Source organism: Pseudomonas sp. YuFO20, from assembly GCF_035064975.1.
GTDB lineage: Bacteria > Pseudomonadota > Gammaproteobacteria > Pseudomonadales > Pseudomonadaceae > Aquipseudomonas > Aquipseudomonas putida_AE.
Genome location: NZ_JAXDEO010000017.1, coordinates 75,293 through 87,364, shown reverse-complemented (window position 1 = coordinate 87,364; position 12,072 = coordinate 75,293). Strand labels below are relative to the sequence as shown.

Sequence of the window (12,072 nt, the reverse complement as noted above, 5' to 3'; positions counted from 1 at the left end):
GGAGCGGGCTTGCTCGCGAAGAGGCCATCACAATCGATAGAGAGCTAGCCGGCCAACAACCAGACTCCGGTCGCCGCCGAAGCCGCACCCGCCAGTCGAACCAGCGGCGCCGCCACCTGAGGCAACACCCGCACCATCACATAACCGGCGGTATGCAGCGCTGCGGTCGCCGCCACAAACCCTGTCGCATACGCCCAAGGGCTCGACATGTCCGGCAATTCCAGGCCATGGGCCACGCCATGGAACAATGCGAACAGTGCAGTGGCACCCATCGCCAGACTCAAAGGCGGACGCACCGCCAAGGCAACCGCCAGGCCCAACGCCAGCACAGACGCAGCAATCCCGCCTTCCATTACCGGCAGCTCCAACCCTTCAAACCCCAGCATCCCGCCAATCAGCATGGTGCCAACGAACGTGCACGGCAGCACCCAGCGCGCAGCACCTTGCTGCTGCGCCGCCCACAAGCCAACCGCGAGCATCGCCAACAGATGATCGAGGCCACCGATCGGGTGGCCGATGCCAGCGATCAAGCCATTGTCACCGTGCCCCGGGTGGGCCAGCGCAATGGCCGGTGTCAACAGCAGGGCCATGGCGCCCAGAATGCGTTTGAGTGTCATGCAGAAGCTTCCTTGTTGATAAGTCATGGTCAGGCTGCCGTCAGCAGGCCCTGGCGTTCGATGAAGGCGATGATCTCTTCCAGGCCCTGGCCGGTCTTCTGGTTGCTGAACACGAACGGCTTGCCGTTGCGCATGCGCGTGGTGTCGCTGTCCATCAGGGGCAGCGACGCACCCACTAGCGGCGCCAGGTCGATTTTATTGATCACCAGCAGATCGGATTTGCAGATCCCCGGTCCGCCTTTGCGTGGCAGCTTGTCGCCCGCGGAAACGTCGATCACGTAGATGGTCAGGTCGGACAGCTCCGGGCTGAAGGTGGCCGAGAGATTGTCGCCACCGGATTCCACCAGGATCAGGTCGAGCCCCGGGAAGCGGCGGTTCAACTGATCCACGGCTTCGAGGTTGATCGAGGCGTCTTCGCGGATCGCCGTGTGTGGGCAGCCGCCGGTTTCCACGCCGATGATGCGTTCCGGCGCCAACGCTTCGTTGCGCACCAGGAAATCCGCGTCTTCGCGGGTGTAGATGTCGTTGGTCACCACGGCCAGGTTGTAGCGTTCGCGCAGGGCCAGGCACAGGGCCAGGGTCAGGGCGGTTTTGCCGGAACCGACCGGGCCGCCGATGCCGACGCGCAAAGGTTGGGTGTTCATGTGATTCTCCAAAATGAAAGGCCCTAGGAACGGAACAGGCGGCTGTACTGGCGCTCGTGGGCCATACACGCCAGGGACAGGCCAAACGCGGCGCTGCCAGAGTGTTCGGGGTTGATTCGGGTAGCGTCCTGCTGGGCTTGTTGCAGCAGCGGCAGCAGTTCACTGGTCAGGCGCTGCGCGGCCTGCTGGCCCAATGGCAGGGTTTTCATCAGTACCGCCAGTTGGTTTTCCAGCCAGCTCCAAAGCCACGCGGCCAGCGCATCCTGCGGGCTGATCTGCCAGGCGCGAGCGGCCAGCGCCCAGCCCAGGGCCAGGTGGGGTTCGGGTCGTTGCTGGAGAAAGGCGCGCGCTGCTGAATCAAGCTCAGGCAGGCCGTTGAGCAACTGCTGCAAGGAGTAGCCCATTTGCCGGCTTTCCTGATGCAGCTCGCGGGTTTCCCGGCTGGCGCGGTGTTCTTCGCAACGCTGCAGCAGTTCGCTCCAGTTTTCCTCGGCCGCCGCCACGCAATGGGCGAGTAGCAGCGGCGCCTCGAAACGGGCGAGATTGAGCAACAGCTGATCGCTGATCCAGCGGCGCGCGCTGTCGGGATCGTGCACACGGCCGTTGTCCACGGCCATTTCCAGGCCCTGGGAATAGCTGTAGCCGCCAATCGGCAACTGCGGACTGGCCAGGCGCAGCAATGCCCATGCAGGGTTCATGGGCGCACGCCGAACTGGTGCAGTTTTGGCGGGTAGTTGAAGTCTTCATCACCGTGACGCGAATGATGATGGCCGCCGCCGTAGGCGCCGTGTTCAGGTTGAAACGCAGCTTCGATGGGCTCGGCCTCGGCGCCGAGTTGTTCGAGCATGGCCTTGAGCACGTAGTCGTCGAGCAGGCGCAACCAGCCGTCGCCCACTTGCAAGGCCACATGGCGATTGCCCAGGTGATAGGCGGCACGGGTCAGTTCGAAGGCATTGGCGCAGGTGACGTGCAGCAATTGCTCGGGACGGGCACAGACACGGACAACGCGGCCATCCTCGGCTTGCAGACATTCGCCGTCATACAAGGGTGATTGACCCCGCTCCAAAAACAACCCGACGTCTTCGCCCTCGGCACTGAAACAGCGCAAACGGCTTTTGCTCCGGGCTTCGAAGGTCAAGTGAAGCTCGGCGGCCCAGTCGGGTTGAGGGTCGATTCTGCGATGAATCACCAGCATCGGAAAGCTTCCAGCAATGGACAATGCTCAGGCTAGAGCAAGGGGCTTGCCAATCCGGGGATGCGTAGGAAATACCTGTAGGAGGCGTAGGAAAAGTTTCTGGGTGTCGAGGGTTTTGGCTGAAATTGGTGCACGGTTTTTTCCATGTGCACCAGGTTGAAGCCAGTCAGGTGTTCTTTCGCGGTGCTTACTCGGTACTGCCGAGCCCCTGCCAATGCTTGAGGCCGATAAAGATGAACCGCAGCTGTTGGGTAATCTTTGCCTGGGGCGTCAAGTGCTCGGGCAGCGCCTCGACCGGCGGATCGATAATGTCCGGCAAGGTGGCGAACACGCTTTTGACGATCAGGTCGGCCATGACGCTCAGGCCGGCCATGTCCAGGTGTTGCAGTTTCGGCATCAGGGACAGGTCGGCGGCCAGGTCCGAACTGATGTTTTCGCGCAGTCGACCGATGGCCAGGCGTACCGGTAACGAGCCACCATACTGTTCCCTGGCCAGGAACAGGAATTGCGAACGGTTGGCCGACACTACATCCAGAAAAATCCGCACGGACGCGTCGATGATGCCGCCCATGACGAACTCGTTGTGCCGCACCAGGCGAATGGTTTCACGGAAGGTCTGGCCGACCTCGCTCACCAGCACCAGGCCGAGTTCATCCATATCGGTAAAATGCCGGTAGAAACCGGTGGGGACGATTCCGGCGGTTTTCGCGACTTCGCGCAGGCTCAGGCTGCCGAATCCTCGGCCACCCTCCATCAAATGGCGGGCCGCGTCCATCAAGGCGTTACGGGTTTGTTGTTTCTGTTCGGCGCGGGGCAGCATCGCAAGGGCGTTTTCTGAAAAGGACTGCGGCGCACTCTAGCAAATCGGCTTTGCCGGCGTCGAATGACAGAGGGAATCAGGCGGGGAGGTACGGCTTCGATAAACGGAACAGCCAGAAAGTCAAAAGCCCAATCCGGTGATTGGGCTTTTTTTCGGGGCCGCCATGGGCTCAGCTCATAGCGCTGTTGCGTTCGATGACACGGTCACCACCGCCTTCGGCAACGGTTTGACCTGGGGTACGGTCGGAACCATCAGCGGCAACGGTTTGACCTTGTGGAGTCTGGTCGTAGCCGTCCTCTGCAACAGTTTGACCTTGTGGGGTTTGATCGTAGCCGTCTTCAGTGATCAGGCCTTTTTCTTTCAGGCGATCGTTACCACCTTCGGCAATGGTTTGACCTGGAGTGCGGTCGGAGCCATCAGCGGCGACGGTTTGGCTGAACACCGAGTGGGTGTCTTTGACTTGCGGGGTAGCCTGGTCAGCGGCTGGCAGTGCAAAAGCGGTGCTGGCCAGCATTGAAAGTGTAAGGCTAAGCAGAAGTTGGCGTTTCATGATGGGTGCTCCGTAGGAGTGCGATAAATTGGGTACGAGGGCAATGCTACTCTCGATAAGTCGATATAAAAGTTCATAAACGCAATGTTAATAATCAACGGAATTGATTGTTCTCTGCAGCCCTTGTAAACCGGGCCTTTGCGAAGCACTGCGGTGGGTATTTTCGACTCACCCACGCCACGCAAAAGTGCGTCGCCGGTAACGCCGGACGGGAGGAGGGGGCCGCGTTGAACACGTCAATTGCGGCAAAATCGGCTTTTCGATTAAACCTGCGGGCCATTTTCCAGTCGTAGACTGCATGACGGGCCGGTTCTGGCCCTGCGTTTCTCCTGAGCATCGCGATCGTGGCGCTCAGCCGTATCAGGAGCTCTGTGCAATGACGCGCACCCGTAAGATTCTCGCCTGGACCCTGGCCAGCTTCGTTGTGTTGTTGGCCGTGCTGGTGCTGATCATCGTGTTCTTCGACTGGAACCGGATCAAACCGCCCCTCAATGCCAAGGTGTCCGAAGAACTGCACCGCCCCTTCGCCATCAACGGCAATCTGGCGGTGGTCTGGCAGCGCGAGCCCGACGAGGGTGGCTGGCGGGCCTGGGTGCCCTGGCCGCACGTGGTGGCGGAAGACCTGAGCCTGGGCAACCCGGACTGGTCGAAGGCACCGCAGATGGCCAGCCTCAAGCGCGTCGAGCTGCGCATATCGCCCCTGGCCTTGTTGGCGCAGCGCGTGGTGATCCCCCGCATCGACCTCACCGAACCCAATGCCGAGTTGCAACGCCTGGCCGACGGTCGTGCCAACTGGACCTTCAAGTTCGACCCGAAAGACCCGAACGCCGAGCCCTCACCCTGGGTGTTGGATATCGGCGCGATCGGCTTCGACAAGGGACATGTCACCCTCGACGACCAGAGCCTGAAAACCCAACTGGACCTGCTGATCGACCCCCTGGGCAAGCCGATTCCCTTCAGCGAAATCGTCGGCGACAAAGCGGCGAAAACCGCGTCCGAGCAAGGCGGCGCACCGCAGGATTACGCGTTTGCCCTGAAGGTCAAAGGCCAGTACCACGGCCAGAAACTCACCGGTCAGGGCAAGATCGGCGGCTTGCTGGCGCTGCAGGACGCGGCCCGGCCGTTTCCGCTGCAGGCGCAAGCGAAGATTGCCGATACCAGCGTCGAGCTGGCCGGCACGCTGACCGATCCACTGAATCTGGGCGCCCTGGATCTGCGCCTGAAACTGGCCGGCGCCAGCCTGGGCAACCTCTATCCCCTGACCGGCGTGACCCTGCCGGATACGCCGCCCTATGCCACCGACGGCCATCTGATCGCCAAGCTGCATGAGCCGGGCGGGGCGGTTTTCCGTTATGAAGCGTTCAACGGCACGATCGGTGCGAGCGACATCCATGGCAGCCTGACCTACGTCGCTGGCCAGCCGCGCCCAAAACTCAGCGGTTCGCTGCTATCCAATCAATTGTTGTTTGCCGACCTGGCCCCGTTGATCGGCGCCGACTCCAATGCCAAGCAGAAAGCCCGCGGCGGCGAGAGCAAACAGCCGGCGGACAAGGTACTGCCGGTCGAGGAGTTCAAGACGGATCGCTGGCGCGACATGGACGCGGATGTAGAATTCACCGGCAAGCGCATCGTCCATAGCGAAAAGTTGCCATTCAACGACCTCTACACGCACCTGGTGCTCACCGATGGCGTACTCAGTCTGGAGCCGCTGCGATTCGGCGTGGCCGGTGGCAAGCTGGATGCGCAGATTCGCCTGAACGGGCACACCGAACCGCTGGAAGGCCAGGCAAAACTGACCGCCCGGGGCTTCAAGCTCAAGCAGTTATTCCCGACCTTCGAACCGATGAAAACCAGCTTCGGCGAACTCAATGGCGATGCCGACATTACCGGGCGCGGCAACTCGGTGGCCAAGTTGCTGGGCAGTGCCAATGGCAAGCTGAAAATGCTGATCAATGACGGCGCCATCAGTCGTGAGTTGATGGAGTTGGCCGGGTTGAACGTAGGCAACTATGTGGTTGGCAAGATCTTTGGCGACAAGGAAGTGAAGATCAATTGCGCCGCTGCCGATTTCGATATCAAGAGTGGTCTGGCCACTACGCGGTTGTTCGTCTTCGATACCGAGAACGCGATCATTTACATCGATGGCACGGCGAACATGGCCACCGAGCAGCTGGACTTGACCATCACGCCGGAATCCAAGGGCTGGCGGCTGATCTCACTGCGTTCGCCGCTGTATGTGCGAGGCAAGTTCATCAAGCCAGACGCTGGCGTGAAAGCCGTACCCTTGATGTTGCGTGGGGCCGGGATGGTTGCACTGGGTGTGATTGCCGCGCCGGCGGCGGGGTTGTTGGCGTTGGTGGCGCCGAGCGGTGGAGAACCGAACCAGTGCGCGCCCTTGCTGGAGCAGATGAAGGCGGGGAAGGCACCGAAGACGGTCAAGAACTGACGTGTGCCGGTAAATTTGACTGCTCTCGACTGGAAAGTCGAGAGCAGTCATGCATACAGCGTATTAAGAAATTACTTGTCAGTGGGTAAGTTAATATGAAGTAGTTCAGCTTCAATTTTTTTGACAAGCTTATCTTGGATTTTAGCGCTGATACCGTTGTATCGGTGTTCATCCAGCAAGCAACGCATTAGGCGGAAGTTGTTTGTACCATTATTGATGCTGGTCAGTTCAGGTCGGTCCAGTAAGTCTATTGCAATCGGATGAGCAGTCCGGAATGCAGTCTGCAGAGTAATCACGGACTTATTGTTGCACACAATGGTCAGTATTGCGGTCGTTGAAACCGACACGTCGCTATTGGTAGCAGTCGAAATGTTAGCCTGGAGTTTTGCGACAAAATTTTTAACGGGCAATGAGTCACTCTGGAGTTTGGTAAGTGCCGAAAATGCGTCGGCGAGTGCTTGCCGTTCAAGGTTTGGCAAATCTCCGTCAGCACCTTGGTCAACGATGTCTAACAGACTTTTGTTTTTGAATTCAAGCCGTTGGGTATTACGACTATTAACCACCCAGAAAAGTTTCCCCAATGTATCGGTGTAAGTCGACCATGACTTTTCTCGATCAGTGCCTGGTTTCGCCGCTACCAATGCAGAGAATAGGCTGGAGTTTAGGATGTCATTCTTGAATCTGTCACTGTGCGTGCCGCAGAATATTGTAATGTTGCCGTTGACAATATAAATGTCGAGTAATGGTTTGTTCATATTTGCCTTCGTGCAAGTTGGTTTGTATTGTCGTTGGTTAACTAGCAGAAGCTTGCCGTGATCAGTCGAAAGTTAATCGAAGTCGCCCAGGTCTTCAATCAACTCATCGGTTTGTTTGCTGTACCTTGTGGCGAGCTTTTCGCGGACAAGGGAGAAAATGGAAGTGTTCAAGTAAGCGCGAACTGCGCCTGATTTAATGGTGGTGGATGCACGGGTAGACTTCCAGAACAAAATGCCACGGGTACTTTCGCGCGCATCCAGAGAAATGCAGTTTAGTATCATATTCGCCTTCCCGCTTCCATCAACCCAAACGGGTGCGACGTCGAACTTGGCCTGTGTACCAAGTTTTTTATCGCGCTCAAAGATTTTAATGGCGCCGGGATTGTTTTTGACCGCGTCTACAGCCTTTTTCCCAACGTTAGCCAGAATATTGGCCGCGTTGGCGCCAATCATTCCCGCTGCAATATCCAGCGCCACTTGGTCCATCGTCAGGCCGGTTTTGCGGATGGTGATTTCTTGAATATTTCTGTTTTGAATGACCCATCCCAGTTTGCCAAGACCGTTAACGTAATGTTTGTACCAATCAAAGAGTTGCGAATCTTCTGGGAACTTTTTGGAAGCGTCGTTCTGCATGATCAGTTTGCAAAGATCGACATCGTCTATAATCTGTTTCGATACCCCAGGCATGAACACATTGACTGTGTTTGGCATGGCGCTGGCAGACGGTTTGTCGATGTCGTGAGGTGGAGTTTCTGGGGAGGAAAATGCGCGTATGGCAGGTGCCATTTGCAGCGGCAACGACGCCAGGGAATCAATAAATTCAAGTCGTTCTTCAAGATGCATGTCAGTAGTCCTTTACTTATTTGTTAAAGCAACCGGTTGGTTGTGGTTGTTATAATAAGTTTGTTTTGATTGAAGTCTACCGAGTGTTTGTAACTTTTGGTTGTTTGTGTGGGAGGTGTTTGTAATTGCGGCTGCAATAAAACTAAGTAATGGGCGGTTCGCAGCAGCGCCGGACAATACTTACGTTAAGATATGTCCGGACACCGTTGCCTCTTCCTGCAACCACGCAAAAAAAGCGCGCACCGGCGGATGACGCTCGCGTCCGGGTACACACAGTGCGCTGTAGCCAGCACCATCGACCTGGATTTCCCCCCGATAGTCCATCAGCAATCCACTGGCCACGCTTTCTGAAACCAGAATATTGCTGGCCAGCACCAGGCCCTGACCGGCAATCGCCGCTTGCAAGGCGTAATGTTCTTCATCGTATTCGCGCACGGTGGGCTGACCCGCCAACCAATCCTCGCCGGACTGTGCGCACCAGGCTTCCCAGCCATGGGCGTAGAGCTTGGAGTTGTGCCAGCGCACGCTGATCAGCGTAGGCGTGTGATGGGTAGCCAAGGCCACTTGTTCCGGCGAGCCGTAAACTCCGAAAGACTCATCGAACAGGCAAAGGCCATACAGGTTCGGATAGTCATCGAGGCTGTAGCGCACCACCAGGTCGACACTCGCGTCCTGATGCAGATCGATCACTTCGCAATGGGTGTCCAGGCGCAGGCTGATGTTGGGGTGTCGAGCATAGAATCGGCCCAGGCGCGGCACCAGCCACAGGGCGGCGAAGGCGGCGGTGGTGGAGATCGTCAGGTTCGTGCCGCTGCGGTGCGGACGCAGGGTGTCGACGCTTTGCGCCACTTCCAGCAAGGCGCCGTGCAGGCTGTGGAACAGCCGTTCGCCACCTTCGGTCAGGCGCACCTGGCGTGGCAAGCGTTCGAATAGCGCCACACCTAGCCAACTCTCGAGCGAGCGGATCTGGTGAGACACCGCCGTCGGTGTCACTGAAAGCTCCTCGGCGGCGGCCTTGAAACTCAGCAGGCGCGAGGCGGATTCGAAAGCGCGCAGGGCGGTCAATGGCAATGAGGCAAACATGATATCTCCATGGATGAAATAGATTCATCCGGACTGACTTTTGTTCAGTTGTAGTGGGCAGCAGTGAGTTACAAGCTGCAAGCCACCCGCAATTTGAGTTTAGTCCCAAGGAGAGTCAGATGAGCACAGTTCTTGCGATTCATGCCAGTCCACGAGGGGATCGTTCGCACTCCCGGCGTTTGGCGGAAGTGTTTCTGTCGGCCTGGCAGGCCCGTCACCCGCAATCGAAGCTGACCCGCCGCGAAGTCGGCCGAGCGTTGATCCCACCGGTCAACGAAGCGTTCGTGGCCGCCGCGTTCTATCCCGAACCCGACGCGCGGCCCCTGTCGATGCAAGCGGATCTGGCATTCAGCGACACGCTGGTCGGCGAGTTGCTCGGGCATGACGTGCTGGTGATTTCCACGCCGATGCACAATTTCAGCGTGCCCAGCGGCTTGAAAGCCTGGATCGACCAGATCGTGCGGCTCGGGCTGACCTTCAATCACACCCTGGATAACGGCATCGCGCAGTACGAGCCACTGGTGCAGGGTAAAAAGGCCTTGATCGTGACCAGTCGCGGCGGCTTCGGCTTCGGTCCGGGCGGCGAGCTGGAGGCGATGAACCATGCCGATACGCTGCTGCGCACGGCACTGGGATTCATCGGCATCACCGATGTCACGGTGGTCGCCGCCGAAGGCGAAGAGTCCGAGGCGCGCACGTTCCAGGTCTCCGCCGCCGAAGCAGAGCAGCGCTTACTGGCGCTGGCCAGGGAGTTCTAGATGGCCTGGCTGTTTTTGCTGATCGCCGCCGGGTTCGAAGTGACCTTCGCCATGGGCATGAAGTACGCCGAGGGCTTTACCCGGCTCTGGCCCTCGCTGATGACCATCGTGGCCGCGGTGGGCGGGATTTATTTTTTGACCCTGGCCATGCGCGAGTTGCCGGTGAGCATCGCCTACCCGATCTGGACCGCCATCGGTTCCCTGGGCACGGTGTTTCTCGGCTTTGCCTTGCTCGGTGAGAGCCTGACCGCGGTCAAGCTGCTGTCGGTCGGGCTGATCGTGGCAGGTGTGGTGGGACTGAAGTAGGGCAGATGTCCTAGACTGGTCGTCGGTTTGTCATGTTCGCTGGCGAAGCTTGGCGGATGTCTTGCATCCGCCATGCATCACCTCACGATCACAAGGATGTCTCGCCCATGTCGCAAGGTTCGGCCACGCGTTACCCATTGGTGCTGGTCCCGGGAATGCTCGGGTTCATCCGTTTGGTGCTTTATCCGTACTGGTACGGGATCGCCGAGGCATTGCGCCGTGGTGGTGCGGTGGTGTTTGCGGTGCAGGTTTCGCCGCTCAACTCCGATGATGTGCGCGGTGAGCAACTGCTGGCGCGGATCGAGGAGATTCTGCGCGAGACCGGTGCCGGGAAGGTCAACCTGATTGGCCACAGCCAGGGGTCGCTGACCGCCCGCTACGCAGCAGCCAAACGCCCGGATCTGATCGCCTCGGTGACCTCGGTGGCGGGGCCCAATCATGGTTCGGAACTGGCGGACTATCTGCACAAGCACTATCCGCATGACAGTGCCATGGGGCGGCTGGTGACCTTTTTGATACGGTGCGTCGCGGCGCTGATGAGCCTGCTGGAAACCGGTTACCGTGGACCAAAGTTGCCGGTGGATATCCATGCCTCTCATCATTCGCTCACCACGGAGGGCGTGGCGCTGTTCAATCAACGTTATCCACAGGGGCTGCCCGAAACCTGGGGCGGGCAAGGGCCGGAACAGGTGAACGGCGTGCGTTACTATTCCTGGTCCGGGACCTTGCAGCCGGGCAAGACCGATCGCGGGCGCAACCTGTTGGACGGCACCAACCGCAGTTGTCGTTTGTTTGCCAGGACCTTCGTTCGCGAGGCCGGGCATTGCGACGGGATGGTCGGGCGGTATTCCTCGCACCTGGGGACGGTGATTGGCGACGAGTATCCGCTGGACCATTTCGACATCGTCAATCAGTCGCTGGGGCTGGTGGGGAAGGGGGCGGAGCCGATCCGGTTGTTTGTCGAGCATGCGGCTCGGTTAAAGGCTGCCGGTTTATAAGATCAAAATCAAAAGATCGCAGCCTGCGGCAGCTCCTACAGGGGGAATGCGTTCCCGCAGGCTGCGATCTTTTTGGCTCAGGCAACGCTGACCTTGCGGCCTAACACGGTGGTCCAGCGCTCGGAAAGAATCACCCCGCCCAACGTCAACATCCCGCCCACCAGGTGATAAAGCGCCAACTGCTCATGCAACACCACCGCCGCAATCAGCGCGGTAATCAACGGCAGTAAATTGAAGAACAGCGTGGTCCGGCTCGGCCCCAAACGTACCACGGCCTGCATCCACGCCAGCGGTGCGACCATCGAGGCCAGCAGGCAGGCGTAAAGCACCAAGGGAATGTTCTGCAAGGTCAGGCCGGTTTTCGGTGAGGCGAGAAACAGCGGAAACAACACCACCACCGCGACTAGCACCTGCAAGTACAGCAGCACCAATGGCGGCAAGCGCAGCTGCCATTTTTTCAGCAAGGTGCTGTAGATCGCGTAGGCCAGGGTGGCGATCAGCATCATCGCGTCGCCCAGGTTCACCCCGTGTTCCAGCAGCACGCCCAGGCTACCGGACGAGACGACCACCAATACCCCGGCAAACGACAGCACCGCACCGGCCAATGCGCCGATGGTCAGGCGTTGGCCGAGGCTGATGATCGCCATGGCCAGCGACATCAAAGGCATCAACGACAGGATGATGCCCATGTTGGTGGCGGAGGTCAGGCTCGCGGCGAAATACGCCAGGCTTTGGTAAACCGCCATGCCGAGCACGCCGAGGACAAAGATCTTTCCCAGGTTCGGGCGAATAGCCGGCCAGTGGGCAATCACCGGTTTGAGCATGAAGGGCGTGAACAACAAGCCGGCCAGCAGCCAGCGGTAGAATCCGATCTCGGCGGGGAATATCGCCCCGGCCGACATTTTGGTGATGACGGTGTTGCCGGCCCAGATGAAAATGGCCAGCAGGGGATAAGCGTATTGCATGGGGAAAACCAGAACGTTGATAAGGGGTAATTATCCCTTGTCTGGTTACAGGCCTATACTTCAATACAGACAACCGACCGCCAATTCCGGAC

14 protein-coding genes are annotated in these 12,072 nt (G+C 58.8%); 4 read left to right on the top strand and 10 right to left on the bottom strand.

The window, feature by feature from the left end; translation table 11 throughout:
- Positions 1–44 precede the first annotated feature (44 nt).
- The 6 genes from SOP85_RS11850 to SOP85_RS11825 all read right to left on the bottom strand — a co-directional run bounded on the left by SOP85_RS11850 (position 45) and on the right by SOP85_RS11825 (position 3,826).
- The gene (locus tag SOP85_RS11850) at positions 45–617 is read right to left on the bottom strand and encodes a HupE/UreJ family protein (protein WP_323627039.1); all 573 of its coding nucleotides are present in this window, start codon (positions 615–617) and stop codon (positions 45–47) included.
- 29 nt (positions 618–646) lie between these two features.
- A complete protein-coding gene (gene ureG / locus SOP85_RS11845; RefSeq protein WP_323627038.1) occupies positions 647–1,261 on the bottom strand; it encodes an urease accessory protein UreG in 615 nt (204 codons plus the stop codon).
- A 23-nt stretch (positions 1,262–1,284) separates the two neighbouring features.
- Positions 1,285–1,959: an urease accessory protein UreF gene (locus SOP85_RS11840; protein ID WP_323627037.1), complete on the bottom strand. Its 675-nt coding sequence runs from the start codon at positions 1,957–1,959 to the stop codon at positions 1,285–1,287.
- Positions 1,956–2,456: an urease accessory protein UreE gene (gene ureE / locus SOP85_RS11835; protein WP_274076828.1), complete on the bottom strand. Its 501-nt coding sequence runs from the start codon at positions 2,454–2,456 to the stop codon at positions 1,956–1,958. The genes SOP85_RS11840 and ureE overlap by 4 nt, the downstream gene beginning before the upstream one ends.
- A gap of 187 nt (positions 2,457–2,643) precedes the next feature.
- Positions 2,644–3,276, bottom strand: coding sequence for a TetR family transcriptional regulator (locus SOP85_RS11830; protein ID WP_274076829.1), 633 nt, complete (start codon positions 3,274–3,276; stop codon positions 2,644–2,646).
- Positions 3,277–3,445: 169 nt separating this feature from the next.
- Positions 3,446–3,826, bottom strand: coding sequence for a hypothetical protein (locus SOP85_RS11825; protein ID WP_274076830.1), 381 nt, complete (start codon positions 3,824–3,826; stop codon positions 3,446–3,448).
- Positions 3,827–4,202: 376 nt separating this feature from the next.
- On the opposite strand from SOP85_RS11825, the gene SOP85_RS11820 reads away from it, so the two are divergent.
- Positions 4,203–6,272: an AsmA family protein gene (locus SOP85_RS11820; protein WP_323627036.1), complete on the top strand. Its 2,070-nt coding sequence runs from the start codon at positions 4,203–4,205 to the stop codon at positions 6,270–6,272.
- Between the two features lie 71 nt (positions 6,273–6,343).
- On the opposite strand, the gene SOP85_RS11815 is transcribed toward SOP85_RS11820, so the two are convergent.
- The 3 genes from SOP85_RS11815 to SOP85_RS11805 all read right to left on the bottom strand — a co-directional run bounded on the left by SOP85_RS11815 (position 6,344) and on the right by SOP85_RS11805 (position 8,953).
- On the bottom strand, positions 6,344–7,027 hold the full coding sequence (locus tag SOP85_RS11815) for a hypothetical protein (RefSeq protein ID WP_323627035.1): 684 nt from the start codon (positions 7,025–7,027) through the stop codon (positions 6,344–6,346).
- Between the two features lie 72 nt (positions 7,028–7,099).
- Positions 7,100–7,870: a hypothetical protein gene (locus SOP85_RS11810; protein ID WP_323627034.1), complete on the bottom strand. Its 771-nt coding sequence runs from the start codon at positions 7,868–7,870 to the stop codon at positions 7,100–7,102.
- A 180-nt stretch (positions 7,871–8,050) separates the two neighbouring features.
- Positions 8,051–8,953 carry a LysR substrate-binding domain-containing protein gene (locus SOP85_RS11805; RefSeq protein WP_323627033.1) on the bottom strand — a complete coding sequence of 301 codons (903 nt, stop codon included), beginning with the start codon at positions 8,951–8,953 and terminating at the stop codon, positions 8,051–8,053.
- Between the two features lie 119 nt (positions 8,954–9,072).
- On the opposite strand from SOP85_RS11805, the gene SOP85_RS11800 reads away from it, so the two are divergent.
- The 3 genes from SOP85_RS11800 to SOP85_RS11790 all read left to right on the top strand — a co-directional run bounded on the left by SOP85_RS11800 (position 9,073) and on the right by SOP85_RS11790 (position 11,015).
- The gene (locus SOP85_RS11800; RefSeq protein WP_323607441.1) at positions 9,073–9,711 is read left to right on the top strand and encodes an FMN-dependent NADH-azoreductase; all 639 of its coding nucleotides are present in this window, start codon (positions 9,073–9,075) and stop codon (positions 9,709–9,711) included.
- Positions 9,712–10,017 (top strand): DMT family transporter, encoded by a 306-nt coding sequence (locus SOP85_RS11795; RefSeq protein ID WP_046819737.1) that lies wholly within the window; start codon positions 9,712–9,714, stop codon positions 10,015–10,017. It begins immediately after the preceding gene.
- 107 nt (positions 10,018–10,124) lie between these two features.
- The gene (locus SOP85_RS11790) at positions 10,125–11,015 is read left to right on the top strand and encodes an esterase/lipase family protein (RefSeq protein ID WP_323627032.1); all 891 of its coding nucleotides are present in this window, start codon (positions 10,125–10,127) and stop codon (positions 11,013–11,015) included.
- A gap of 77 nt (positions 11,016–11,092) precedes the next feature.
- Here SOP85_RS11790 and SOP85_RS11785 read toward each other — a convergent pair whose 3' ends face one another.
- Positions 11,093–11,980 (bottom strand): DMT family transporter, encoded by an 888-nt coding sequence (locus SOP85_RS11785; protein WP_323627031.1) that lies wholly within the window; start codon positions 11,978–11,980, stop codon positions 11,093–11,095.
- Positions 11,981–12,072: the final 92 nt, after the last annotated feature.